General features: G+C 71.6%; 18 protein-coding genes. 6 read left to right on the top strand and 12 right to left on the bottom strand.

Annotated elements, in window-relative coordinates; all coding sequences use genetic code 11:
• Window positions 1-313: 313 nt before the first annotated feature.
• From EW117_RS20670 to EW117_RS20655, 4 genes are read left to right on the top strand one after another with little or no spacing between them, the layout of a single operon-like run.
• The gene (locus EW117_RS20670; RefSeq protein ID WP_129788591.1) at window positions 314-1645 is read left to right on the top strand and encodes a sugar ABC transporter substrate-binding protein; all 1332 of its coding nucleotides are present in this window, start codon (window positions 314-316) and stop codon (window positions 1643-1645) included.
• On the top strand, window positions 1642-2586 hold the full coding sequence (locus tag EW117_RS20665) for a carbohydrate ABC transporter permease (RefSeq protein WP_129788590.1): 945 nt from the start codon (window positions 1642-1644) through the stop codon (window positions 2584-2586). The genes EW117_RS20670 and EW117_RS20665 overlap by 4 nt, the downstream gene beginning before the upstream one ends.
• Window positions 2583-3449 carry a carbohydrate ABC transporter permease gene (locus tag EW117_RS20660; RefSeq protein WP_129788589.1) on the top strand — a complete coding sequence of 289 codons (867 nt, stop codon included), beginning with the start codon at window positions 2583-2585 and terminating at the stop codon, window positions 3447-3449. The genes EW117_RS20665 and EW117_RS20660 overlap by 4 nt, the downstream gene beginning before the upstream one ends.
• A gap of 20 nt (window positions 3450-3469) precedes the next feature.
• Window positions 3470-4714: an enolase C-terminal domain-like protein gene (locus tag EW117_RS20655; RefSeq protein WP_207211966.1), complete on the top strand. Its 1245-nt coding sequence runs from the start codon at window positions 3470-3472 to the stop codon at window positions 4712-4714.
• Window positions 4715-4757: 43 nt separating this feature from the next.
• Here the strand turns inward: EW117_RS20655 and EW117_RS20650 are convergent, their stop codons facing one another.
• The 4 genes from EW117_RS20650 to EW117_RS20635 are packed head-to-tail and all read right to left on the bottom strand — an operon-like array spanning window position 4758 to window position 8613.
• Window positions 4758-5510 (bottom strand): succinate dehydrogenase/fumarate reductase iron-sulfur subunit, encoded by a 753-nt coding sequence (locus EW117_RS20650; protein ID WP_129788587.1) that lies wholly within the window; start codon window positions 5508-5510, stop codon window positions 4758-4760.
• Window positions 5507-7459, bottom strand: coding sequence for a fumarate reductase/succinate dehydrogenase flavoprotein subunit (locus EW117_RS20645; protein WP_129788586.1), 1953 nt, complete (start codon window positions 7457-7459; stop codon window positions 5507-5509). Before EW117_RS20645 ends, EW117_RS20650 begins: the two co-directional genes overlap by 4 nt.
• 39 nt (window positions 7460-7498) lie before the next feature.
• The gene (locus EW117_RS20640; RefSeq protein WP_129788585.1) at window positions 7499-8323 is read right to left on the bottom strand and encodes a hypothetical protein; all 825 of its coding nucleotides are present in this window, start codon (window positions 8321-8323) and stop codon (window positions 7499-7501) included.
• On the bottom strand, window positions 8320-8613 hold the full coding sequence (locus EW117_RS20635; protein WP_129788584.1) for a hypothetical protein: 294 nt from the start codon (window positions 8611-8613) through the stop codon (window positions 8320-8322). The genes EW117_RS20640 and EW117_RS20635 overlap by 4 nt, the downstream gene beginning before the upstream one ends.
• A gap of 281 nt (window positions 8614-8894) precedes the next feature.
• On the opposite strand from EW117_RS20635, the gene EW117_RS20630 reads away from it, so the two are divergent.
• Together EW117_RS20630 and EW117_RS20625 are read left to right on the top strand one after the other, a co-directional pair.
• Window positions 8895-10910, top strand: coding sequence for a glycoside hydrolase family 84 protein (locus EW117_RS20630; protein WP_129788583.1), 2016 nt, complete (start codon window positions 8895-8897; stop codon window positions 10908-10910).
• 68 nt (window positions 10911-10978) lie between these two features.
• Window positions 10979-13702 carry an endo-beta-N-acetylglucosaminidase gene (locus EW117_RS20625; RefSeq protein ID WP_207211965.1) on the top strand — a complete coding sequence of 908 codons (2724 nt, stop codon included), beginning with the start codon at window positions 10979-10981 and terminating at the stop codon, window positions 13700-13702.
• Between the two features lie 4 nt (window positions 13703-13706).
• On the opposite strand, the gene EW117_RS20620 is transcribed toward EW117_RS20625, so the two are convergent.
• The 8 genes from EW117_RS20620 to EW117_RS20585 form a co-directional block, all read right to left on the bottom strand.
• Window positions 13707-15941 carry a glycoside hydrolase family 3 protein gene (locus EW117_RS20620; RefSeq protein ID WP_129788582.1) on the bottom strand — a complete coding sequence of 745 codons (2235 nt, stop codon included), beginning with the start codon at window positions 15939-15941 and terminating at the stop codon, window positions 13707-13709.
• Window positions 15938-17221, bottom strand: coding sequence for a glycoside hydrolase 5 family protein (locus EW117_RS20615; RefSeq protein WP_207211964.1), 1284 nt, complete (start codon window positions 17219-17221; stop codon window positions 15938-15940). Before EW117_RS20615 ends, EW117_RS20620 begins: the two co-directional genes overlap by 4 nt.
• Window positions 17218-18072 carry a carbohydrate ABC transporter permease gene (locus tag EW117_RS20610; protein ID WP_129788581.1) on the bottom strand — a complete coding sequence of 285 codons (855 nt, stop codon included), beginning with the start codon at window positions 18070-18072 and terminating at the stop codon, window positions 17218-17220. The genes EW117_RS20615 and EW117_RS20610 overlap by 4 nt, the downstream gene beginning before the upstream one ends.
• A complete protein-coding gene (locus EW117_RS20605; RefSeq protein ID WP_129788580.1) occupies window positions 18069-19028 on the bottom strand; it encodes a carbohydrate ABC transporter permease in 960 nt (319 codons plus the stop codon). The genes EW117_RS20610 and EW117_RS20605 overlap by 4 nt, the downstream gene beginning before the upstream one ends.
• On the bottom strand, window positions 19025-20323 hold the full coding sequence (locus EW117_RS20600) for an ABC transporter substrate-binding protein (protein ID WP_129788579.1): 1299 nt from the start codon (window positions 20321-20323) through the stop codon (window positions 19025-19027). The genes EW117_RS20605 and EW117_RS20600 overlap by 4 nt, the downstream gene beginning before the upstream one ends.
• Before the next feature lie 48 nt (window positions 20324-20371).
• Window positions 20372-23476, bottom strand: a complete 3105-nt coding sequence (locus EW117_RS20595) for an alpha-mannosidase (protein WP_129788578.1) — start codon at window positions 23474-23476, stop codon at window positions 20372-20374.
• A 122-nt stretch (window positions 23477-23598) separates the two neighbouring features.
• On the bottom strand, window positions 23599-24651 hold the full coding sequence (locus tag EW117_RS20590; protein ID WP_207211963.1) for a LacI family DNA-binding transcriptional regulator: 1053 nt from the start codon (window positions 24649-24651) through the stop codon (window positions 23599-23601).
• A gap of 78 nt (window positions 24652-24729) precedes the next feature.
• A complete protein-coding gene (locus tag EW117_RS20585) occupies window positions 24730-25152 on the bottom strand; it encodes an adenylyl-sulfate kinase (protein ID WP_242504412.1) in 423 nt (140 codons plus the stop codon).
• Window positions 25153-25318 lie beyond the last annotated feature (166 nt).

The following is a 25318-nucleotide window of genomic DNA, read 5'->3' as shown; positions in this document are numbered from 1 at the left end:
TCCGGCGGGACGGGCCACCCGGGGTCGCTGGTGCCGATTACTGCGGTGCGACCCGTGGCCCGCCGAGGGACTTCCAGGACTGCGGCAGGGCGGGACACACGCCATCACCGCCGCCCCTGTCACCGGGCGGAAGAGCATCGTTGGCCCGGGACGAGGCGGCCCCGGACGACTACGTGGACCATAGCAGGCCCCTCCGGGCGGGCCGCTGAATGCACTCAGGGCATCAGTCCATGCCATACGGGTTTTGGACAGGCATGGTTTCCCGTTCCTACGGTGGCACTCACATTTCACCCCCTCATGAACGACGGAGCTCATGACCAGACGCAAAGCCCTCGCGGGCCTCGCCGCAGTCCTCGCGTTGCCGGTCCTCACGGGATGCTCCGGGATGACCGCCGCCGCAGACGTGGACCAGGTGCCCGTGCAGGAGCAGTCCCTCGAGATCTGGCAGCGCAAGGGGCCCGGTAGCCCCTCCGACCTCATCGGGCAGGAGCTCGTCCGGGAGTTCACCGAGGAGACGGGGATTCCCGCGACCATGACCTCGATCTCCGACAACTTCGAGATCAAGCTCCAGCAGCGGGCCGTGCAGCGGAACCTGCCGGACATCGTCATCAACGACACCGCGCAGCTCGGCAACATGCAGAGCCAGGGCTTCCTCCGGGAGATCGACCGGGAGCAGATCGAGGGCTCCGCGGACATCAACGAGCGGGCCTGGGACGGCGCCCGCTCCTACTACGGCGGCTACTACGGCGTGCCGATGACGGCTCACACGGTGGCTCTCATGAACCGCAAGGACTGGCGCGAAAACCTCGGGCTGCCGGTGCCCCAGGACTGGGAGTCTCTGGTCGACATGTGGCGGGGCTACGTCGGGGACGATCCCACCGGCACGGGCCAGGAGGTGGCGGGCATCGCCGTTCCCGGGACCACCGAGCGGGGTTACATCTCGTGGAACACCTCGACCTTCTTCTGGTCCGGCGGCGGCGAGTACTTCGAGGAGACCCCGGAGGGCTACCGCTCGGCGGTCGCCGACGACGGGTCCGTCGCGGCGGCCACCTGGATCCGCGACCTCGCCTGCACCGAGAACGTGCTGCAGCCGGGCGCGAGCAGCCAGGACACCACGAACGCCAAGGAGACGTTCCAGACGGGCGGCGCGGGGTCGTTCCTCGTCGCCCCCTACGAGCTGCCGGCGCTCGTCGACGCCCTCGGGGACGACCTCGAGGCCCTCCGGCCGCCGCCCGGCCCTGCCGGGCTGACCACCCTGGCGGAGGGCAACAACGTCTATCTCATGGAGGGATCGGCGAGCGAGACCGCACAGGAGCGGTTCGCGGAGTTCGTGATCTCGCCCGAGGGCCAGGAGATCGGCATGGCCGGGCACGAGGACGGCAACATCGTGCGGCTACCCGTCAACTCCACGGTCGACATGGGCGGCATGCGGGACGCCCACGAGTGGGAGACGGTCCAGGAGCTCTACGACGACAACGGCAGGTACGTGCCCGCCGTGCCCAACTGGACCCCCTTCCTGACCGCGTCGGCGAACACGCTCAACGCGCTGATCAGCGACTGCTCGCTCGACGTCCGCACGGAGATGGAGGAGCTCGACCAGGTGTTCACGGCCGAGCTCGCCGACCAGGAGGTGCTGGCGCCATGACCGTGCTGACCAGGGACCAGGCAGACGAGGCACCCGCGCCGCCCTCCGGGCGCGTCCCGGTCGCGCGGCGGACCAGCCGCCTGGGCCGGTGGTGGGTCCCGTGGGCCTTCCTCGCCCCGGCACTCGTGCTGTTCACCTACTTCAAGTTCATCCCGATGGGTCAGGCCTTCGTGATGAGCTTCCAGGACGTGCAGCCCTACCTGGGCAATTCCTGGGTGGGCTGGGAGAACTACCGTGCGCTGCTCGAGACCGACGAGTTCCTCTCCGCGGCCGGCCACACGGCGATCATCGCCGTCGCCCAGACGGCCGGCGCGGTCCTCGTCGGGTTCGCCCTGGCGCTCCTGCTCGAAGGACAGGCCCGCCGGCTCTGGTTCGTCCGCTCCGCGGCCTTCCTGCCCGTCGTCGTTCCGACGGCGGTGATCGCCGAGCTCTGGCGGATCATCTACCACCCCACGGACGACGGGCTGGCCAACAGCATCCTCGGGTTCTTCCTGATCGAGCCGTCGCAGTGGATCAACTCCCCCGACACGTCGCTGCTGTCGGTGATCCTCGTGGGCATCTGGCGCGACGCGCCCTACGACATGATCATCATCATCGCCGGCCTGGTCGGCGTGGACCGGTCGCTCTACGAGGCCTCCGCGCTCGACGGCGCCGGCTGGGTCCGCCGGATCCGCTACGTCACGCTGCCCGCTCTGCGCCCGGCCATGGCCATCCTGCTCACGCTGGCCGCGATCCGCGCCATGCGCATCTTCACCGAGGTGTACCTGCTGACCAACGGCGGGCCCAACGGGTCGAGCGAGGTGCTGATGACGCTGATCTACCGGCTCGGGTTCGAGCGGGTCGAGCTCGGGGTCGCCGCGGCCGGGTCCGTCGTCCTGCTGCTGGCCACCATCGTCCTGACGCTGCTCGTGCGCTCCGGCGTGCGCAAGGAGGACTCATGAGCAAGAACCTCGACACCGCGCTGGGCCTGGGCGCCCAGAACCGCTGGTGGCTCCGGGCGACCACAGTCCTCGTGTGCGTGCTGGTCGTGCTCACGTTCGCCGGGCCGCTCGTCGCAATCCTGGTCGGGGCGTTCGACGCCAACCGCGACCCGTCCCGCCTCTCCCTGGTCCCGACCGACGTCACGCTGGACAACTGGCGGGCGGCGCTCAACCGCGACGTGCTGCACTACCTGGGCAACTCCCTGTTCGTGGTCGGCGTCGGGCTGCTGCTGCAGATGGGCGTGTCGGTGCTGGCGGCGTACGCGCTGGCGCGCAAGAAGTTCCGCGGCGCCGGCGTCGTCCTGGTGCTGATCCTGGCGACCATGATGCTGCCCGAGGAGATCCTCGCCATCCCGCTCGCCGTCGTGCTGTCCGACCTGCCCCTGCTGCACCTGAACCTCACCGACTCCCTCGCCGGGATGATCGTGCCGATCGTCGCGTGGGGCTTCGCGATCCTCGTCATGACCGAGTTCATGAAGGAGGTGCCCAAGGAGCTCGAGGAGGCCGCGCGGCTCGACGGCGCGGGCGAGCTGCGGGTCTTCTGGTCCGTGGTGCTGCCGACCGTGACCCCGGCCCTCGGCGTCATCGGGGTGTTCGGGTTCACCATGATCTGGGACCAGTACCTGCTGCCGCTGCTGGTGGCCTCGGACGCGAAGACCTACACGCTGCCGCTGGCGCTGAGCAGCCTGCGGGCGGACCCCGAGGTGGGCATCGGTGTCGTCCTCGTCGCCTCGACGCTGGCGATGGTGCCCTCCATCCTCGCCTTCCTCGGCTTCCAGCGTTCGTTCATGCGGGGGATCTCGGCTGGAGCGATCAAGGGATGAGCACGGGAATGAGCACGGGAATGAACATCATCGACAGCAAGATCACCGGCTTCACCGTCTACCCGCTTGCCTTCTCCGACCCGCCGCTGCTCAACGCGGCCGGCGTGCACGAGCCGCTGGCCCTGCGCACCCTGGTGCGCCTCGAGATCGGAGACGTCATCGCCTGGGGCGAGGGGCGCGGCGACGCGCTGCCGCCGGACGTCGTCCCGGCGCTGGAGGCCGAGCTGCTGGGGCTCGACGTGTTCGCGACGTCGCGCATCGAGTCGGTGGTAGATGCCGTGCTGCGGCGCCTGCGGCCCGACCTCGGCGCGCAGGCGCGGCTCGTCACGTTCGCCCCGATCGAGGTCGCGGCGCTCGACGGCCAGGGCAAGCTGCTCGGCCGCCCGATCAGCGAGCTGCTCGGCGGCGCCCTGCGCGACCGCGTCGACTACAGCGCGTACCTGTTCTTCAAGTGGGCCGGGCACATCGGGGCGGACGACGACGAGTGGGGCGCCGCCCTGGACCCCGACGGCGTAGTGGCCCAGGCCAAGCGCCTGATCGACCGGTACGGCTTCCGGTCGATCAAGCTCAAAGCCGGGGCCCTGCACCCCGACGTCGAGGTCGAGTCCCTCCTCGCCCTGGCCGAGGCGTTCCCCGGCCTGCCCCTGCGGATCGACCCGAACGGGGCGTGGCGGCACGAGACCGCGCTCGACGTGGCGCGGCGGCTGGACGGCGTGCTGGAGTACCTCGAGGACCCGGTGCTCGGCATCGACGGGATGAGCCGGGTCCACGCGGAGACCGGGCTGCCGCTGGCGACGAACATGTGCGTCGTCGAGACGGAGCACATCCTGCCCGCGGTGCGGAGCGACGCCGTCCAGATCCTCCTGAGCGACCACCACTACTGGGGCGGCCTGCGCCGCACCAAGGAGCTCGCCGCGATCTGCGAGGCGACCGGCATGGGTGTGTCCATGCACTCGAACTCGCACCTCGGCGTCTCGCTGGCCGCCATGACTCACGTGGCGGCGGCCATCCCCAACCTCGCCTACGCCTGCGACACCCACTACCCCTGGAACCGGGCCGACGACGTCGTGCCGGACGGCGGGATCGACATCGTCGACGGCGCGGTCACCGTCCCGACGGGTCCCGGGCTCGGCGTCGACGTCGACCTGGGGCGCGTCGAGGAGCTCCACGAGCGGTTCCTGCGCTCCGGCCGCACGGCGCGCAACGACGGCGACTACATGCGTCGCCGGGACCCGAGCTTCACGGACACGCTGCCGCGGTACTGAACGAGATCGACACCGACCGACTGACTCGGCGCGCGAAGTTCAGTCAGTCCCGGCGGCGCGAGATCGTCCGACCCAGCCAGACCAAGGGGTCGTAGCGCCGGTCCGCGACGCGCTCCTTCATCGGGATGAGCGCGTTGTCGGTGATCTTGATGCCCTCCGGGCAGACGTCGGTGCAGCACTTGGTGATGTTGCAGCGGCCGAGCCCGTGCTCGTCCTGCGCAGCGGACACCCGGTCCGCGACGTCGAGCGGATGCATCTCGAGCTCAGCGATCCGCATCAGGAAGCGCGGGCCCGCGAACGACTCCTTGTTCTCCTCGTGGTCGCGCACCACATGGCACGTGTCCTGGCACAGGAAGCACTCGATGCACTTGCGGAACTCCTGCGACCGCCCGACGTCGGCCTGGCCCATCCTGTACTCGCCCGGAGCCAGGCCGGCCGGCGGCGTGAACGACGGGATCTCGCGCGCCTTCGTGTAGTTGTACGACACGTCCGTCACGAGGTCGCGGATCACCGGGAACGTCCGCATCGGCGTCACGGTGACCACCTCGTCGTGCTCGAAGACGGACATGCGCGTCATGCACAGCAGCCGCGGTTTGCCGTTGATCTCCGCCGAGCACGACCCGCACTTGCCTGCCTTGCAGTTCCACCGCACGGCGAGGTCGGGCGCCTGCGTGGCCTGCAGCCGGTGCAGGACGTCGAGCACCACCTCGCCCTCGTTGACCTCCACGCGGAAGTCGGCCAGCGCGCCGCCGTCGGCGTCGCCCCGCCACACCCGGAACTGACCCGTGTAGCTCATGCGGTCCCTCCCTGCGGGCTTCCGGCTGAGTGTCCGGCCGGGTGTCCGGCCAGCTCGGGCGTCGTGTAGTACTTCTCCAGCTCGGCGACGTCGAACAGGGCGAGCAGGTCCTCGCGCATGGGGACCCGTTCGGCCGGTTCGACGACGACGCGCGGCACCACGGCGTCGTCCCCCGGCCCGCGCGGGCACCGCGACCGCAGCACGCGGTGGCGCCACTGGGGGTCGAGCCCCGGGTGGTCCTCGCGGGTGTGGCCTCCGCGGCTCTCGGTGCGCATCAGGGCCGACGCCGCGACGGCCTCGCTGACCATGAGCATGTTCCGCAGGTCCAGCGCCAGGTGCCAGCCGGGGTTGTACTGGCGGTGGCCCTCGACCACGACGTCGTGCAGGCGCTCCCGCAGCTCACCGAGCCGGTCGAGCGCGGCGGCCATCTCCGCCTCCGTCCGGATGATGCCGACCAGGTCGTTCATCATCCGCTGCAGCTCGGCGTGCAGGGTGTAAGGATTCTCGCTGGCTACTCCGGGAGCCGTCGGCGCGAACGGCGCCAGCGTCATCTCCGCCGCCGCGTCGATCTCCGCGTCCCGGACCACCGGACGCCGCCCCAGCCCGGCGACGTAGTCCGCGGCGCCGAGCCCTGCGCGCCGTCCGAAGACCAGCAGGTCGGAGAGCGAGTTGCCGCCGAGCCGGTTCGAGCCGTGCATCCCGCCGGCGCACTCCCCCGCCGCGAACAGCCCCGGCACGCGGGACTGCCCGGTGTCCGGGTCGACGTGGATACCGCCCATCACGTAGTGGCACGTCGGGCCGACCTCCATCGGCTCGGCCGTGATGTCGACGTCGGCCAGCTCCTTGAACTGGTGGTACATCGAGGGCAGACGCCGCTTGATCTCCTCAGGCTTCATGCGGCTCGCGATGTCGAGGTACACGCCGCCGTGCGGAGAGCCGCGCCCTTCCTTGACCTCGGTGTTGATCGCGCGGGCCACCTCGTCGCGGGGCAGCAGGTCCGGCGTGCGCCGGTTGTTCTCCTGGTCGGCGTACCAGCGGTCCGCCTCCTCCTCGGACTCGGCGTACTGGCCCTTGAACACGGCCGGGACGTAGTCGAACATGAAGCGCTTGCCGTCCGCGTTCTTGAGGACGCCGCCGTCGCCGCGCACGCCCTCGGTCACGAGAATTCCCTTGACGCTGGGCGGCCAGACCATGCCGGTCGGGTGGAACTGCACGAACTCCATGTCGATGAGCTCCGCGCCGGCCCGCAGCGCGAGGGCGTGGCCGTCGCCCGTGTACTCCCACGAGTTCGACGTCACCTGGAACGACTTGCCGATCCCGCCCGTGGCGAGCACGACGGCGGGCGCCGAGAACACGAGCAGGCGGCCGGACTCGCGCCAGTAGCCGAGCGCGCCGGCGATGGCGCCGCCCTCGGTCAGCAGCTCCGTGACGGTGCACTCCGCGAAGACCCGCAGCCGCGCCTCGTAGTCGCCGGTCTCGGCGTAGTCCTCCTGCTGCAGCGCCACGATGCGCTGCTGCAGGGTCCGGATCAGCTCGAGCCCGGTCCGGTCGCCGACGTGCGCCAGCCGCGCGTAGCTGTGCCCGCCGAAGTGCCGCTGGCTGATCCGGCCGTCCTTCGTGCGGTCGAACAGCGCGCCGTACGTCTCCAGCTCCCAGACCCGGTCGGGCGCCTCCTTGGCGTGCAGCTCCGCCATCCGCCAGTTGTTCAGGAACTTGCCGCCGCGCATGGTGTCCCGGAAGTGCACCTGCCAGGAGTCGTTCTCGTTGACGTTGCCCATCGCCGCGGCGCAGCCGCCCTCGGCCATCACGGTGTGCGCCTTGCCGAACAGCGACTTGCATACGATCGCCGTCCGCAGGCCGTGTTCGGCCGCCTCGATCGCGGCGCGCAGCCCGGCGCCCCCAGCGCCGATGACGAGGACGTCGTACTCGTGCCGTTCGGTGTCGGTCAACGCTGGGCTCCCTCTGAGGTAGTTCCTAGCAAAAGTTTCTCAGCCGATGAGGCGCAGGTCGGTAATGGTCCCGCTCGCCACCAGCGCGACGTACAGGTCGGTCAGGATGAGCGTGCCGAGCGTGATCCACGCGAAGGTCGCGTGCCGCGTGTTGAGCGCGGACACCCAGGTCCACAGCCGGTACCGCACCGGATGCTTCGAGAAGTGCGTGAGCCGGCCGCCCATCACGTGCCGGCACGAGTGGCACGACAGGGTGTAGCACCACAGCAGCGTCACGTTCGCGAGCAGTACGAGGTTGCCCACGCCGACGACGAACCCGTCCGTCGGATGCCGGAACGCGACGATCGCGTCGTAGGTGTTGATGACCGAGATGACCACCGCGAGGTAGAAGAAGTACCGGTGGCTGTTCTGCAGGATCAGCGGGAAGCGCGTCTCGCCGTGGTACGTCGCGTGCGGCTCCGGCACCGCACATGCGGCGGGGGCCAGCGCGAACGACCGGTAGTACGCCTTGCGGTAGTAGTAGCAGGTGAGCCGGAACAGCAGCAGGAACGGCAGGCTGAGCGCGGCGTACGGGATGAGCGGGTGGTCCGGCAGGAACATCCCGAAGTGGGCCGACCCGGGCTCCGACGCACACCCGTAGGACACGCAGGGCGAGTAGAACGGCGTCAGATAGCGCTCGTCGGCGAAGAAGTACTGCTGCTGGAACGCCCGCACCGTGGCGTACACCAGGAAGATCAGGATGCCGATGGTGGTCGCGGCCGGTGGCAGCCACCACCGGTCCGTGCGCAGCGTGCGCGCCCCGACGGCGGCGCGCCCCGGACTGTCGACGCCCCGGGAGCCGACGTCACGTGCGGGCGCCGTCACGACCGGTCGCCGTGGTAGCCGCCAAGTCCTTCGTCGTCGGCATCGCTGAACATCGACGCGTCCAGCGGGGTGTCGGGCACGACGACGTGCTCGGGGAGGTGACCGGAACTGTGCGCCGGCCGCAGCGGCTCGCGCGACGCGAGCTCGGCCGCGTCGATCTCCAGCCGCTCGAGATCGTTCATGAGGCGGCGTACCTCGGGCGCGTCCCCGAAGGCGCCGCGCACGCCGGAGACGCTCTGGCGCAGCTGCTCGATCGAGCGGCGCAGCGTCGCGAATTCGCTGGTCGTCATTCGGCACCTCCTGAGCGACGCGCCTCACGACGGTGTGAGGTGCGTCACCCCAGACTCTGCCCTGAATGCGGCGGTGAAGCAAGGGCGGCACGCGCGACCGCGCTCAGCTGAGCACCTCGCCGGCCGGGCGCGGCGTGCCGCCGACCCTTGTCGTCCGGTTCGTCATCCCTCTACACTAAATCGGGTTAGTTCCGGAATTTCGCCTATAGCCCGCCAGATGGACACCGCAGTTCGACGGCCGACCGGCCGGGCGGAGCGGTCCGACCCCGAGAGGTGCGCACATGAGATCCGCGATGACGAGGCGACTCAGGACCCACTTCGGCGCGCTGGCTGCCGTCGCGCTGACAGCGCTGCCCGCGCTACCGGGAGCCACAGCCTCGGCGGCGGCCGCGCCCGCCGCTCCCCCGCCCGTGGTCTCCCCCGCGCCGCAGCACCTGGCGCTCAACGGGGAGGCGCCCGTGGTGCTCACGGGCAAGACCGTGCGCGTCGTCGTCGACGCCGACGTCGACGACCCGAACCGCGATCTCGTCCGTGACACCGCCCGGGACGCCGGCGCGGCCCGGGTCGAGGTGATCACAGCAGGCAGCACAGCCGGAGGCTCAACCGGCAGCCGGACCGCCGTGACCATCCGCGTCGGCGCCACCGCCACCCCGGACGTGGCGGCCGCGCTGGACGACCTGGGGGTCGCCGTGCCCGCTGACCTGCGCGCCGAGGGCTACGCGATCGGCGTCGGGCACATCCCGCGTGCCACCATCGTCCTGGGAGGAGCGGACGGCGACGGCACGTTCTACGCGGCCAAGACCCTGCCCCAGCTCGTCGAGCCGCGCGGGCGCACGGCGCTGGTGCCAGGCGTCGAGGTGGTCGACTACCCCTCCATGCCGCTGCGCGGCACCATCGAGGGCTTCTACGGGGCGCCCTGGTCGCACGCGGACCGGCTGGACCAGCTCCGCTTCTACGGCGACGTGAAGATGAACACGTACGTCTACGCGCCCAAGGACGACCCGTACCACCGCGACCGCTGGCGCGACCCGTACCCCGCCGACAAGCTCGCCGAGCTCGGGGAGCTCGCGGACGAAGCCACCGCCAACCACGTCAGGTTCACCTTCGCGCTCTCGCCCGGGTTCCAGCAGGAGGGTGTCGCCACCAAGATCTGCTTCACCTCGCCGGCGGACTGGGACGCGCTGATCGCGAAGTTCCAGGCGGTGTACGACGCCGGCGTGCGCGTCTTCCACGTCCCGTTCGACGACATCAGCCTCGACAGCTGGAGCTGTGCCGGGGACGAGGCGGCGTACGGCGACCCGAACAGCCAGGCGAACCAGGCCCGGGCGCAGGCCGACCTGCTGAACCGGGTCCAGACCGAGTTCCTCGACACGCACGAGGGCACGTACCCCCTGCGGATGACGCCCACGCACTACGAGGGCATCGCCGACACCGTCTACCGGCAGACCCTGCGCGCCGAGCTCCAGCAGGGCATCGAGGTCATGTGGACGGGCATGGCGACGGTGCCGCCGAACATCCTGATCGAGGACGCCGAGCGGATCGCGGCCATCTTCGGCCGCAAGGCGTTCGTCTGGGACAACTACCCGGTGAACGACTTCGGCACCCCCGGCCGGCTGCACCTGGGCGCCTACCAGGAACGCGAGCCGGGCCTGTCCGAGCACCTGTCAGGCATCGTGCTGAACCCGATGAACCAGGCCGCGGCCAGCAAGGTGGTCCTGTTCACCGCGGCGGACTTCCTCTGGAACGAGCACGCCTACGACCACGAGCGGTCCGCGCGGAACGCGGCCGGGTACCTCGCCGAAGGCGACGCGGCGACGGTCGGCGCCCTGCTCACGTTCTTCGACCTCAACCACCTCGCGCCGACGTTCGGCGACGCCCCGTGGCTGCCGCAGGCACCTGCGCTCGCCCGGGAGATCGACGAGTTCTGGGCGGTCTGGAACACCGGGGACCGCCAGGCCGCGATCGACGGCTTCCGGCCCGTGGCCGACGACGTCGCCGCGGCGCCCGGTCTGATCCGCGCGGGCGTGCCCGACCCGATCTTCCAGGCCGACGTCGCGCCGTGGCTGCTGGCGACGGACCGCTGGTCGGCGGCGCTCACCACGTCGCTCGACGCAGCGGAGGCGAGCGCCGCCGGGGACGAGGAGACCGCCGCCGCGCTGTTCCAGCGGGCCGAGGCGCAGATCCAGGAGGCCGGGTTGATCCCCGGGGACCCGCGGCCGCGGCCCCAGGGGACGGTCCGGCTCGCCGACGGAGTCCTCGACGTCTTCCTGGACGACCTGCGCGCCGCCGCCGGGTAGCGCCGCCGTCAGGCAGCACCACCGCCACACCGACCACAGCCACGACGCAGAAAGCAGGTACTCGACCCATGCCTATGTCCTCCCCGTCCCGCCCTCGGCGGTACCCGCCCCGATACGTGCGGCGGACGACGGCGGCGCTGGCCGGCACCGCGCTGGTGCTCGCGCTGACGCCGTCGTCCGCCCTCGCCTCGGACACGCTGCCCTGGACCGGTGAGTCAGCCAAGGGCGCCAACCAGCCCTACCAGCACGGGTACAGCTCCACCGATCTCCTGGCCTGGACCCCGGAGAGCGACCTGTTCGGGGACCTGCTGCGCGCACGCGTGCCGCTCCAGGAGCGGGTGGAGCCGATCGCCGAGACCCAGCTGCATCCCGAGCTCTCACCGTCGACCCAGCTGCTCAACCTCGCCGGCGACTATGGGAACGCGTTCTTCGAGAGCCACCAGTCGACCAACGAGTTCAGCACGCACCTGTTCGACTTCTGGCAGTACACGGACATCCACGCGTCCTGGCACGGCCAGCCGGTCGAGGGCGTCCCCGAGGAGCTGTACGACCCGACGCTGGACTGGCGCGAGAAGTGGTTCGAGTTCGGCATGCTGAACCTGCCGAACCCGGCGTACACCAATGCCGCGCACAAGAACGGCGTGCGCTCCCTGGGGACCATCTTCTTCTCCGAGAACGACCGCGGTACCCAGACCTACACCGAGCTACTGGTCCAGGACGAGGACGGCGGCTACCCGGTCGCGGACAAGCTCGTGGAGCTCGCCCGGTACTACGGCTTCGACGGCTACTTCATCAACCAGGAGGAGCCCTCCGTCGCCGTCGACGACATCGTCCGCTACAAGGAGTTCCTCCAGGCCCTGCGCGACGGCGGCCTGTACGTGCAGTTCTACGACTCGGTGCACAACACCACGGGCGACCGCGTCTACCAGAACGAGTTCAACGCCCTGAACAGCCCGTTCGTCCGGGACCCCGAGCTCGGCGACGTGTCCGACTCGATGTTCCTGAACTACTGGTGGGACGCGGCCAAGCTCACCGCCTCGCGCGACCACGCCCGGTTGATCGGGCTCGACCCGCACCAGGCAGTCTTCGCCGGCGTCGAAGCAGGCATGTACCAGTTCGACCAGCCGTACGACCTTGCCGACAACCTCGACGCCGACGGCCAGCCGATGAACAGCATCGCGACCCTCGGCGCCGACTTCGTGCACGCCGACATGGCCGACAAGGAGGACGACACCGAGCAGTGGCGCGCCTTCGACCGCTCCCGGCAGTGGTGGACGGGCAGCTCCACCGGCCGTCCCGGCGGCACGACGTCGGAGAGCTGGGCCGGCGTCGCGAGCTACATCACCGAGCGTTCGGCGATCTCCGGCTCCACGTTCTCGACCACCTTCAACACCGGGCACGGCCTCGAGTACCGCAGGGCGGGCGCCGTCTCCGCGGACCGGGAGTGGTCGAACATCAACGTCCAGGACATCCCGGTGACCTGGCAGTGGGACGTGCGGTCGGACGGCACGCCGCTGGAGGTCGACTACGACTTCGGCCCCGACCACACCGCCGCCGACCGCTTCACGTACGAGCCGGTCGGCGCATACGAGGGCGGCTCGTCACTGGCGGTCGCGGGCACCGTCGACGCCGACAGCACCGTGCGCCTGTACCGCACCGACCTGGCCGTGACCGACCGCAGCGCCCTGGACGTCACCTACACGAAGCCGTCGGCGTCCGACGGCACCGAGCTGCGGATGGTCGTCACGCTCGTGGACGACCCGGCCACCGAGATCGAGCTCCCGCTGCCCGGCTCCGGCAGGCACACGGCGGGCTGGACGACGTCGACGGTCGACCTCTCGTCGCTGGCCGGCGAGCGCATCGCCACCGTCAGCCTGAAGGTCGCCGCCGGGACAGAGCCCGTGGAGGAGTTCCAGGTCAACCTCGGGGCCCTGCGCCTGACCGACGGCGTGACCGAGGCCCCCGCCAGGCCCGCCGGCTTCTCCCTCGACGCCGCGCTCACCGACACCGACGAGCTGCTGCTGAGCTGGGACCTGGCACCCTACGAGGACGTGGCCCGGTACGAGGTGTACCTGGGCGACGAGTACCTCGGCGGGACCTACGACGAGTCGCTCTACGTGAAGAAGTTCGCCCACGACCGGGGCACGCTGAAGCTGTACGCGGTCGGGCACGACGGCGCGCGCAGCGCCCCGGCCAAGATCGCCTATGACGTCGCGGCCGCGCCGAGCGAGGTCGTCGCCACCCCGGCCGCCGACGGGACGCTGGCCGTCACCTGGTCGGCGGCGCCCGGCTCGGGGCCCACCCTGGTCGAGCTCACGTCGGAGTACGCGGAGCGCGTCGTCGAGCGCAGCGCCGTCGCCGAACCCGGGGCCACGAGCGTGACGTTCAGCGGGCTCCCGGTCGACGGCGGCCACTACCGCCTGAGCCTGCGCCCCGGCACCGGCACCGGCACCGGCACCGGCACCGGCACCGCAGTGACCACCCGGGCCGAGTTCATCGACACGGTGGCCGACGCCTATCCGGCGGAGCTCGTCACGATCGACGGCTCCCGGATGCGCGTGCGCACGCCCGCCGTCCCGGACTGGGACAAGCTGTACGTCACCGAGGACGGTGTCGCCAAGACGTTCGCGACCACCTACTCCTCGGGGGAGAAGCCGTACGTCGTCCGAGGGCGCACCACGTCGCTGGCGCTGACGGATGTGCCCGTCTCGAGCCCGGACAGCGAGATCGCCGTGACGCTGGAGGACTACGCCGGCAACCGGACCACCACGGTGGTCCGGCCCGCCGGCTGACGCCTTACCCGCGGTGGGGCCGGAGCCCTTCGACCAGCTCCGGCCCCACCTGCAGCGCCGTCCGGGCCGCGGCGCCGTCGGCGAAGATCGCGGTGGGGTCGACGTCCCAGGACAGCGCGGCGGACTCGCCCGGCGCGAGGCCGACCCGGCGGAAGGCGACCAGCTCGCGCAGCCGAGGCAGCGCGGGACCACCCGCGCGGTGGGCGTAGACCTGGACCACACCCTCGACGCGCACGGCCGCGGTGTTCGAGGCGACGGCGCGCACCCCCACCACGTCCCGCGCCACCGTCACCGACACGCCGTGCAGCCGCAGCCCGGCCGGCACGCCGTGCCCGAACGGCAGCAGCACCGGGTCCGGCACGTCCTGGTAGACGCCGTCCGGCCGGTGCCTGTCGTTGTACCGCACCGGCAGCACCCCGGCGGACCGCGGCAGCGTCATCGGGAGGCTGCCCCCGATCGCGGCGTCGCCGAACAGGGCCGCCGCGGCCGCGTGGCCGCCCGAAGGTCCCGCGTACCCGACCCACAGCGTCGCGTCCGCGTGCTCCAGCACCGCTGTCAGGACGTGCGGCCGCCCGGCGACCATCAGCGCCACGACCGGCGCGACCGTCGCGGCGCGCAGCCCGGCCAGGAACCCGTCCTGCCCGTGCGGCAAGGAGACGTCGGCCAGGTCGACGCCCTCTCCCCCGGTGGCCGCCGAGGCCCGCGGGTCCGCCGCGGCGCCGTTATCGGCGAACTCCTCGTCGTAGGCGCGATGGCTCGTGCCGCCCAGCACGGCCACGACCAGGCCCGACTCCCGGGCGAACGCCCCGAGCCGCACGTCGTCGTCCGGCAGGAACGTGACCTTCGCGTCCGGGAGCCTGGCGCGCAGCGCGTCCAGGACGCTGACCTGCTGGTCGGGCGGCAGCGGCGGCACGTAGTCGCCCAGGAGCGCCGTGTGCGACGCCGCGCCCGGCCCCACCACGAGCACCCGGCTCCCGCGCCGGAACCGCCCGGCGTCGAGGGGCAGGAGCCCGCCGTCGTCGTCGAGCAGCACGACGGACTCGCGCGCGAGCCGGCGAGACAGCACCTCGGTGCGTCCGCGGGCGATCTCGAGGCGCTCCCGCGCGGCGGGTTGGTCGGTGGGTTGCCCGGTGGGCTGGTCGGCAGAGCCTACCGACGCCGCCGGGCCCAGCAGCCCCAGCGTGTCCTTGAGCGTGAGCACCCGCAGGCACGCCTCGTCCACGGCGGCGGCCACGGCCGGGTCCACCGCCGCGCTGGCCTCCAGCGTGGTGAAGCCCTCGTCCCACAGGGACAGGTCTACGCCGCTGAGCAGGGCGAGGCGTCCGGCCGCGGCGGTGTCGCCGGCCAAGGGCGCCAGCCGGTCGACGGCCAGCCCGTCCGCCATCACGATGCCGTCGAACCCCAGCGAACCGCGCAGGTAGGTCCGCAGCAGCGCGGGGCTGGCGCAACAGGGAACGCCGTCGATGTCGTTGTACGCGGCCATCAGCCCGAGCACACCTGCGCCGACGGCGGCGCGGACCGGCGGGAGGTGGATCTCGTGCAGGTCGCGCTCCCCGATCACCGCCGACTGGCCGTTGCGGCCGCCGGTCGCCTCGCCCTGCGCGGCGAGGTGCTTGAGCACGACGGCGACGCCGCCCGCGCCGACCTGGGACCGGTCAGCGCCCTGCATGCCCGTCACCACAGCCCGCGCCAGCTCGGCGGCGAGCAGCGGGTCCTCGCCGAAGGTCTCCTCGGACCGCCCCCACCGTCCGTCGCGCAGGACGTCCAGGCCGGAGACGAGCGCGACGTGCGCACCCGAGGCGGCGAGCTCGGCGGCGACGGCCGCCGACGCCTCCTCGACCAGACCAGGGTTCCACGTCGCGGCCAGCGCGAGGTTCTGCGGCAGCAGGCTTCCGCCGAGCGCCTGGTGGCCGTGCGGCGCCTCCTCCACGAGCAGGGCCCGCACGCCGTGCCGTCCCGCACGCTCGACCGCCTGCTGGACCAGCTCGGCGACCTCGGCGCGCTCCTCCGGACGGATCCCGCCGGCCCAGCTGCGCCCGGACCAGGCGTCCGCGCGGAACAGGCCGTACAGCGCCCCCAGGCCCGACCAGCGCTCCAGTTCGGCCTCGAGCTCCTCGGTGATGCGCCACCTGCAGCCGTCGCGCACCACCGCGTCCCAGCCGAACATCCGCTGGTTGAGCTGCCCGACCTTCTCCCGCAACGACATGCGGGCCAGCAGCTCGGCGGCGCGGGCTGTCATGCCTCGAAGCTCTCGTCCGAGACGGAGGTGTAGACCCGCCGCGCCCCCGGGACGACATGCTTCGTGCTCGTGACGCCCCGCCGCGCGAGATCGGCAGGGTCCTGCGCGGTGCGCGAGGTGACGAGCGCGGGCCGTCCGCCCGCGGAGGCGAGGTCCGACCAGGCCTCGAAGACCGACCCGCCGGGCGCGAGCGAGGCGCGCAGCACCGGCACGTCCTGGTCGTCGACGTCGATCACCACGGCATCGGTGCGCGGCGCCGCGGCGGGACGTTCGCGCAGCTCGGCGGCCACGTCGGCGAACCGCAGCCCGATCTCCTTGGGCCGGCCGGACTCGTCGATCAGGCCCAGCGTGTGCTCGAAGAACGGGAAGTCCGACAGGGTCGAGCCGACGTCGTGCGAGCACCACCAGGTCACCCCCCACAGCGCGGGGCTGTCGGCCGCGTGCCGCACCGCCCGGTCGCAGAAGTCCGCCATGTCGGCGACGTCGACGACGTTCCCCGGGGCACCCACCTCCTGCAGCCACACGGGCCGCTCGAGGTCGGTCGCGAACGCCCGGGAGAGCTCGACGAGGTACTCGGCGTGCCGCAGGCTCTGCGGCGACATCGGGCCGTACTCCTGCGCCGTCCCGTTGAAGACCCAGGAGTGGATCGCGGTCAGGTCACCCACGCGGCTGGCGTGCGCGGGCACGAAGGGATGGTCGTCGAGATACCAGACGGCGTCGTACTCTGCGTGCAGCCGCAGGACGCCGGCGTCGTCCGGCACGGGAGCCAGCAGGCTGGCGAGCCACCGGTCCACATCCGCCGGCGTGGCCGGCATCGGGTCCGGGTGCGGCGCGCCGGAGAACTGGTTCAGCTCGTTGCCCAGCGTGATCCCCCGGTACGTGGGCACCTCGGCGAGCGTCTCGTGCAGCGCGGCGACGAGCGCGGCCTGCGCGGCCACCGCGTCCGGGTCGGTGAACATGTTGCCCCGGTGCCAGGACGTGAGCCAGGCGGGCACGAAGTCGAAGCTCGACAGGTGGCCCTGCAGCACGTCGACGTAGGAGTCGAGCCCGTGCTCCCCCGCGATCTGCGCGACGCGCCGGACGTCCCGCAGCGCACGCGGGCTGATGTGCGTCCGGTTCGGCTGCAGGATCGGCCACAGCGGGAAGATCCGCACGTGATCGAGCCCGAGGCCGGCGATCGCCCGCATATCGCGGTCGACCGACCGTTCGTCCAGGTCCTGCCAGGCATGGAACCAGCCGTCGGACGGGGTGTAGTTGGCACCGAAACGCAGAGGACTCATCCTTTCAGGCCGCCGGACTCGAGCCCGCGGAAGAAGTAACGCTGGAGGAAGGAGAAGAAGACGATGATCGGGACCAGCGCCACGATGGTGCCGGCCGCGATGAGCCGCGGGTCGTCGTAGAACGTGCCGCGCAGGCGGTTCAGGCCGACGGTGAGCGTGTAGTTGTCGTCGCTGGACAGCACCAGCAGCGGCCACAGGAAGTCGTTCCAGGAGCCGACGAACGCGAAGATGGCCACCACGGTGATCACGCCCTTGACCTGTGGCACGCACACCCGCAGGAACCTCTGCCAGGCGTTCGCGCCGTCGAGGACCGCCGCCTCCTCGAGCTCGTCGGGGATGTTCGCGAACGCGTTGCGCAGCAGCAGGATGTTCAGGGCGGCGACCATGGTGGGCAGGGCGACACCGAGCAGCGTGTCCTGCAGGGCGATGGACCGCACCAGGAGGAACTGCGAGACGATCACGGTCTCGACCGGGACCAGCATCGCGATCAGGAAGATCGCCGTCGCCAGCCCGCGCCCGCGGAACCGCAGACGGGCCAGCGCGTAGCCGGCGGCGGTCGCTCCGATGACGTTCCCCAGCACCACGAAGAAGGCGACGACCAGCGAGTTCAGCACGTACCGGGGCACCGGGACCCGGGCCAGCACGTCGCCGAAGTTGCTCAGTGTGGGGTCGGTGGGGATGAGCTGGGGCGGCTTGGCGTACAGGTCGTCGCCCATCCCCTTGAGCGCCAGCGAGAGCTGCCAGACCAGCGGGCCCGCGAGCAGCACGAACATCGCCGCGATCACCACCCACTGCACGACCGCGCCCGGGCGGACCCGGCGCCTGCTCCGTACAGCCCGTACAGCGCTCATCGGTCCGCCTGCTTTCTCTGCAGCCACAGCTGGACGGCGATCAGCCCGCCCAGGAGCACGAACATCACGAGGCTGATCGCGCCCGCGTAGCCGGTCTGTGCCTGCAGGCCGGTGCCCTCCCGCTGGATCAGCATCGTCATGGTGAGGTTGCGCCCGCCGACGCCGCCGGTGCCGTTCGTCAGCACGTACACCTCGCCGAACACGCGGAACGCCGCGATGGAGGACAGCAGGCCGATCAGCAGCATCGTCGAGCGCACGCCGGGGAGCGTCACGTGCAGGAACTTGCGCACGGCACCCGCGCCGTCCATCGCCGCGGCGTCGTACAGCGAGTCGTCGATGTTCGCCAGGGCCGCGAGGTAGATCACCATGTAGTAGCCGAGCCCCATCCAGACGGTCACGAACATCGCGCTGAACAGCAGCAGCCACCGGTCGGTGAGGAACGGCAGCGGGGCCGAGACCACGTTCAGCCACTGCAGCAGCTCGTTCACGAGCCCCTGCTTGCCCAGCAGGTTCGTCCAGATCAGGCCGACGATCACCGCGGACATGACCACCGGCAGGTAGAAGGCGGTCCGGAAGAAGCCCATGATCCGCGACTGCCCCGTCACGAGCGACGCCAGGACCAGCGGGAGCAGGACCATCACGGGCACGACGACCACGACGTAGAGGCTCGAGTTCACCAGGGCGGTGACGAACCGCGGGTCGTCCAGGAGGCGGCCGAAGTTCTCCAGCCCCACGAACTGGCCGGGCACGAGCATCGTCGAGTCGGTGAACGCGATGGCCAGCGTGTTGAGGAACGGCAGGACGATGAAGACGCCGACGACCGCGAGCGCCGGTACCAGGAACAGCCACGGGACGAACCACCGGGAGTGCGTGCGGGACGCCGCCCCCCGGCCGGAGCGCGAGGGCTCCGGCCGGGATCGCACCGGGCGGTCGTGCGGGACGACCGCCGTCGTCATTGCCCCGCCGCGAGCCGCTCGTCGGAGTACTGCACGGACGCGTCGAGCGCGTCCTGGACCGAGGTGTCGCCCAGCAGCGCGAGCGCGATCTGCTCGCGCAGCGTCTCGGCGTCGCCGGCTCCGGAGAATGCCGGCGGCCACCAGACGACGGCCTCGCCGACCTGTTCGGCGGTCGTGACCCGGACCTCGGTCTCCGGGGTCCCGTCCTCCTCGGTGAAGTACGGGTCCTCGAGCGTGCCGGCCGACGAGGGGAAGACCGACGCCTCCTTCGCGAACTCGAGCTGGTTCTCGGAGCTGGTCACGAACTTGGCGAATGCGATGGCCGTCGCCTGGTTCGCCGAGCTCGCGTTGACCACGAGGGACTCGATGTACATGTTGGGGGCCGTGTTCGCGATGCGCGGGCCCATGGCGATGTTGTCGTAGATGTCGGGCGCGGTCTCCTTGAGGTCGTTCAGGGTGTAGGAGCTGCCCTGCAGGTAGGCGAGGCGCCCGGCCTTGAACTCCTCGACCTCGTTGGTCTGCAGGTTGTTCAGCGACTCCTCGGTCAGCCCCTGGCCCTCGTAGAGCTCCTTGAAGCTCTCGACGAGCTCGACGCCGGCGGCGTCGTTGTACGCGTAAGCGGTGCCGTCCTCGTTCATGAGCTGCGCGCCGTACTCACCGAATGTCTCGATCACGGGGAGCCGGGCCATCATCGAGACGTCGTCGCAGTTCTCGCCCATCGTGCGGGCCTGCTCGAACAGCTCGTCGTAGGTCTCGGGCAGGTCGTCCGGGTCCAGGCCGCACTCCTCGAACAGGGCGGTGTTGAAGAACGACGGGCCGGTGTTCAGGTACCAGGGGTATCCGTAGGTGCCGCCGCCCAGCCCGTCGAAGGTCATGGCCTCCCAGGCCTTGTCGAGGTAGTCGGACTCGGCGTCGGGGTCCGCCTCGGCGATGTCGAGGATCGCGCCGGCGCTGCCGAGCGTGTAGGCGGCCTCCGGCCCCATGTCGACGACGTCGGGCAGCGTGCCCGCGGTGGCGTCCGCCGAGAGCTTCTCCTGGTATCCCTCCGCCGGCTGGTCGACCCAGTTCACGGTCGTACCGGGGTGCTCGGCCTCGAAGGCGTCGACGAGCGCCTCGAAGTAGGGGGTGTACTGCTCGTTCTTGAGGTTCCAGGTCTGGAACGTGATCTCACCGCCGATCTCCCCGTCCGCCCCGCCGGACCCGGCGGCCGGTCCTCCGGCGCTGCCGCACGCGGCGAGCGAGAGGGACAGGACGAACGTGCCGGCGATGACGCCGGTCGAGCTTCGTTTCCTCATCAGTACTCCTTTGTCTCTGAGTGGTTCCGGGCTACGTGTGGTTCCGGGCTACGTGTGGTTCGGGTGCAGGCGCAGGGTGGCGACCTGGTACGGGCCCAGGTCCAGGGGTGCGTCCGCCGCCGGCCGGGTGTCGTCGTCGCCGAGCGCGCGGGACAGGCCGGGCTCGAGCGGTTCGGTCTCCAGCAGGTCGGTCTCGCGCACGCTCGCCCCGGCGAGCAGCGGTCCGGGGCGGAGGCGCGCCGTCGCGCGCCCGCCGAACGGCTCGTAGACCCGCGCGACGACGTCGCCCGACCCGTCGTCGGCGAGCTTGACCCAGTCGATCACCGCGGTGCCGGAGTCGAGCTCGAGCCGGAGCAGCGGTGCGACGTCGGGCAGCTCGTCGAGGATCGGGGCGTTGATCGCGGCGGCGGCCGCCAGGGTCGCCCGCGGGTCGGGGCTGGGCAGGACCGCCCAGCGGAACCGGTGGCGGCCCCGGTCGGCGTCGGGGTCGGGGAACCGCGGCGAGCGCAGGAGGGACAGGCGCACGGTGGTGCCGCGCGCGTTGCCATGACCGTCCCCCTCGACCGGGCGCACGTCGGCGCCGTACGTCGAGTCGTTCACGACGCCGATCCCGTACCCGGGCTCCGCGAGGTGGACGAACCGGTGGGTGCTCACCTCGAACTGCGCCTCGTCGTGCGCCGTGTTGTCGTGCACCGGCCGTTCGACGACGCCGTACTGCGTCTCGAAGCTCGCGGTGCGCGGGCTGATCGCCGTCGGGAGCGCGACCTTCAGCAGGCGATCCCGCTCCTGCCAGTCGACCTCGCATCCGAAGTCGAGCTGGGCGGAGCCGGACCGCAGCGTCACGCTGATCCGGTACACCGACTTACCGTGCCGTCGCTCGACGACGACGCCCGCATGGTCGTCGCAGGCCACGGTCTCGACCGAGACGGCGTCCCGCAGCTCGACCGGGTGCCGCAGGGAGTGGCGGTCGATGTCCCAGGCGTCCCAGCGGACGGGCTCGTCGCGGAACAGCTGCAGCACGCCGAGCCGTTCGCCGCGCGGCACGAGCTCCCGCCCCGTGCTCAGGTCGAGCAGGGACGTCACGTGCCCGTCGGCGTCGATCACCGTGCGCAGCAGCCCGTTGTCCAGGACGACGTCGCCGCGGTCGTCGCGCGACAGCGCGGTCGGTGCGTGGCGCGTAGCCGCGTGGGACCTGGTCACGTGCCAGTCCTCGGCCCGGGTCCGGCCCACGTGCACCAGGGCCCCCGGCCCGCCCGCGGGCAGGCCGAGCGCGTCGACGGCGCGCCGCGCGAGGCCGAGCGCCTCGCGGGTCACTGCCTCGTGGTCCGCCTCGGCCTCGCGGTGCACCCAGGCGATCGACGTCCCGGGCAGGATGTCGTGGAACTGGTTGAGCAGGACCGTCTTCCACAGCCCTTCCAGCTCGCGGGCGGGGTACGGCAGACCGGCGCCCAACGCAGCGACGACCGACAGGTACTCGACGGTCCGCAGCAGCGCCTCGTTGCGCCGGTTGCTCTGCTTGGTCGCGGCCTGCGTCGTCAGGGTGCCGCGGTGCAGCTCCAGGTACAGCTCGCCGGACCAGACCGGTCCGCGCGCCGCGCGGATCTCGGACTCGGCGAGCGTGAAGAACTCCTCGGGAGTGCGCACCACGACGCGAGGCGCACCCTCCAGGTCCGCGAAGCGGTGACCGCGCGCGACCATCTCCCGGGTGGGCCCGCCGCCCCCGTCGCCGTAGCCGTACACCAGCAGGGAGTGGGAGGCGACCGCCTTGTCACGGAAGTTGGCCACCGCGTGCGACAGCTCCGCGGCGGTGATCTCCGCGGCGTACGTGTCGGCCGGCGGGAAGTGCGTGAAGATCCGGGTCCCGTCGATGCCCTCCCACAGGAACGAGTGGTGGGGGAACGTCGTCGTGTCGTTCCACGAGATCTTCTGTGTGAGGAACCACCGGAAGCCGGCGCGCCGCGCGAGCTGCGGCAGCGCCCCCGAGTAGCCGAAGCTGTCCGGCAGCCAGACCTCACGGGCCCGGTGGCCGAACCGCTCCTGGAAGTAGCGCGTGCCGTACGACAGCTGGCGCACGAGGGCCTCACCCGTCGGCATGACGCTGTCCGGCTCGATCCACATGCCGCCGACGGGGACGATCCGGCCCTCCTGGACCGCCTTGCGCACCCGCTCGTACAGGTCGGGGTGACGCTCCTCGAGCCACTCGAAGTGGAGCGCGGCCGACATGGTGTAGACGACCTCGTCGTCCAGGTCGAGCAGGGCCAGCACGTTCGCAACGGTCCGGCCGACCTTGCGGCGGGTCTCGCGCACCGGCCAGAGCCACGCGGAGTCGATGTGGGCGTGGCCCACGGCCGTCATCTCGTGCGCGGACGCATGGGCCGGCTGCGCCAGGACACCGGAGAGCTCGGCTCGCGCGGCGGTCGCGGTGGCGACATCCTGGTCGTCGTAGGCGTCCAGCGCCGCCTCGACCGCTCGCAGCAGCCGCCAGTACCGGGGCTCGGCACTGTCCAGCCGCTGGGCCAGGCCGCAGGCCACCTCCAGGTCTCTGGCGAGCTGCCAGACCTCGTCGTCGAACGCGCAGACGTCGGCCCGGCGCAGCACGTACGGCTCCGTCGCGTGCTGCTCCACCTGCGCGCCCAGGGGCGTCTCGACGAACGGCGGCAGGCCCAGCAGGAGGGGGTTCGCGGCCGCCTCCACGAACAGCTCGAAGCGGCCGCCCGGGCCCACGACGCCGGGCGCCGCTCCGGGGCCGGCCAGCCGGACCCAGCCGTTCCGGGGGTGCAGGCCCTTGATCGCGGTGCCGTCGGCCCGGTAGACCATGCCCTCGACGTGCCCGCCCACCGAGTGGTCGAACCAGCCGAGGTCGAGCACGAGCTCGACGACCGGGCCGTCGCCCGCTGAACCACTGTCGGCCGGGACGGTTCCCTCGACGCGGAACCAGGTGGTCGTCCAGACGCCGCCCCAGGCGGAGCCGGTCTCGAACGGCACGCCGGCCTCACGGACGCCGGCGATCCCCGCGGCGACCCCGACCGGCTCACCCACCACCTCCCACGACTCCATGGCCACGGGCCGCAGGGTCGTGTGGATCAGCGGGAGGACCCACTCGCGCAGCACTCGCTCGCACCGGTCGATGACGTGCTGGGGGTCGCTGTGCATCGGGGCCTTCCGGACGGGATCGGACGCCCCGGATACTAATCCGGTTTAGTTTCCCTCGTCAACGACCCCTCCGGCGCCTTTGGGCAGCTGGTTCGGTGAGCTGGCCGGGTCAGGCGGGGCCGTCAGAGGTCGGTCGAGAGCGCGCCGACGCCGGCGTCCGCGTCGGTGCTCGCCCGCACGACGAGCTCGGGCGTGCGCTCCTGGCTGTCGGGTGCGGCCCCGTCGTCGAGCACCACCAGCAGGCTGCGCGCCACGTCCTGACCGAACCGGCCGGTATCGCGGTGCAGCGCGGTCAGCTGCGGGCGCATCGCCGTCCCGATGAGGCTGTCCTCGAGGCAGACGACCGCGACGTCCTGCGGGATCGACAGGCCCAGGGCGCGCAGCTCGCCGACTCCCGCGACCGCGATCACCTCGTTCTCGTAGATGACGGCCGTCGGCGGCTCGGGCTCCTGCCACAGCCGCCTCGTCGCCCGCGCCGCCGCGCCGGTCGAGAAGTCGGTCGACACCACGGCCTCCGTCACCCCGTCCTGCTCACCGGCCCGACGCCGGAACGCCTCCACGCGGCGTCCGACGTGGAGCATGCCCGGGTCGCCCGTCACGTAGCCGATCCGCCGGTGGCCGCGGGCACGCAGGTGGTCGACCACGACGTCGATCGCGCCGGCGTCGTCGATGGAGACGGACGGGACCAGCCCCAGCGGGTCCGGCCCGCCCGCCAGGACGGCGGGTAGACCGAGCCGGGCGAGCTCCGCGGGGCGCGGGTCGTCGGCCCGGAGGTCGACCAGGACGACGCCGTCGACCCGCTGCTGCGCCCGCCAACCGCGGTAGACCTTGAGCTCGTCCTCGATCGAGGCGGCGACCTGGAACAGCAGCCCGTACCCCGACGCGCCGAGGACCGACTGCAGGCCCGTCATGAGCTGCAGGAAGAAGGACTCCGACCCGACGGCCTCGGCTGTCCGCGCGACGACGAACCCGACGGTCGACGACCGCGCCTCGAACAGTGCGCGCGCGGCGTAGTTCGGCGTCCAGCCCGACTCCTCGATCGACTCGAGGATCCGTTTCCTGGTGGCCTCCGAGATCCCCGGACGCCCGTTGACCGCGAACGACACCGCGGTCTCCGAGACGCCGAGACGCTCGGCGATCTCACGCAGCCGCGGCGGTCCCGACCGCGCGGCCATCAGACGGCCCCGGACGGTCGCCGGCCACGGGCACACGGGGAGACGGGAGGCATGACCGCATCGTAACGGCGCCGCGTCCTACCGCGGCGTCGACCAACCCGTCGCCGCGATGACGTCCCGCGCGATCTCCGCGACTCTGCGCCCGTCGGTCGGCACCCGGACCACTGACGACGGCGCGGCGGCCTCCAGATGCCGGGCCATCGTGGTGCCGCGCGAGACGTGGGCGTCGAGCTGGGTGCCGATCTCCCGGCCGCCGAGGCGCCGACCCGCGGTCGCGTCGTCGGCGGTCAGGAGCACCCCGATGATCCGCGGCGCACCGCCCATGGCGCGGGCGATGAGGTCCGGTTCCAGGACGGAGACTGTGTTCGTGTAGATCAGTCGGCGATATCCGAGGGCCGCGTAGTTGCCCCAGAGCGCCGCGAGGTTCGCCTCGGTCATCTTGGAGCGGTGGGGGTCGACGGGCGGGGCGGGGAACGCCTGGTCGAGGTTGTCGCCCTCCACCAGGCAGTGGGCGACCTCAGCGGCCTGCAGCTGGACGGAGACCTCCCAGCCGACCGTGGTCTTGCCGACCCCGGCGCGGCCTCCGATGAGCAGTGCTTCGAATCCAGGATCAGTCTGAATGTGCGGTCTCCTTGCGGGCGGAATTGCCTGTCGCCGGATGCTGGCA

The organism is Promicromonospora panici, assembly GCF_900608595.1.
Taxonomy (GTDB): domain Bacteria; phylum Actinomycetota; class Actinomycetes; order Actinomycetales; family Cellulomonadaceae; genus Promicromonospora; species Promicromonospora panici.
The sequence above is the reverse complement of the archived record's forward strand: the minus strand, read 5'-3'. Positions and strand labels throughout refer to the sequence as shown.

Bases quoted from the DNA above. Each gene is read 5' to 3' on its own strand.
- EW117_RS20670 (WP_129788591.1), top strand. From the start codon at position 314: ATGACCAGACGCAAAGCCCTCGCGGGCCTCGCCGCAGTCCTCGCGTTG.
- EW117_RS20665 (WP_129788590.1), top strand. From the start codon at position 1,642: ATGACCGTGCTGACCAGGGACCAGGCAGACGAGGCACCCGCGCCGCCC.
- EW117_RS20660 (WP_129788589.1), top strand. From the start codon at position 2,583: ATGAGCAAGAACCTCGACACCGCGCTGGGCCTGGGCGCCCAGAACCGC.
- EW117_RS20655 (WP_207211966.1), top strand. From the start codon at position 3,470: ATGAACATCATCGACAGCAAGATCACCGGCTTCACCGTCTACCCGCTT.
- EW117_RS20650 (WP_129788587.1), bottom strand. From the start codon at position 5,510: ATGAGCTACACGGGTCAGTTCCGGGTGTGGCGGGGCGACGCCGACGGC.
- EW117_RS20635 (WP_129788584.1), bottom strand. From the start codon at position 8,613: ATGACGACCAGCGAATTCGCGACGCTGCGCCGCTCGATCGAGCAGCTG.
- EW117_RS20630 (WP_129788583.1), top strand. From the start codon at position 8,895: ATGAGATCCGCGATGACGAGGCGACTCAGGACCCACTTCGGCGCGCTG.
- EW117_RS20625 (WP_207211965.1), top strand. From the start codon at position 10,979: ATGCCTATGTCCTCCCCGTCCCGCCCTCGGCGGTACCCGCCCCGATAC.
- EW117_RS20620 (WP_129788582.1), bottom strand. From the start codon at position 15,941: ATGACAGCCCGCGCCGCCGAGCTGCTGGCCCGCATGTCGTTGCGGGAG.
- EW117_RS20615 (WP_207211964.1), bottom strand. From the start codon at position 17,221: ATGAGTCCTCTGCGTTTCGGTGCCAACTACACCCCGTCCGACGGCTGG.
- EW117_RS20610 (WP_129788581.1), bottom strand. From the start codon at position 18,072: ATGAGCGCTGTACGGGCTGTACGGAGCAGGCGCCGGGTCCGCCCGGGC.
- EW117_RS20605 (WP_129788580.1), bottom strand. From the start codon at position 19,028: ATGACGACGGCGGTCGTCCCGCACGACCGCCCGGTGCGATCCCGGCCG.
- EW117_RS20600 (WP_129788579.1), bottom strand. From the start codon at position 20,323: ATGAGGAAACGAAGCTCGACCGGCGTCATCGCCGGCACGTTCGTCCTG.
- EW117_RS20595 (WP_129788578.1), bottom strand. From the start codon at position 23,476: ATGCACAGCGACCCCCAGCACGTCATCGACCGGTGCGAGCGAGTGCTG.
- EW117_RS20590 (WP_207211963.1), bottom strand. From the start codon at position 24,651: ATGGCCGCGCGGTCGGGACCGCCGCGGCTGCGTGAGATCGCCGAGCGT.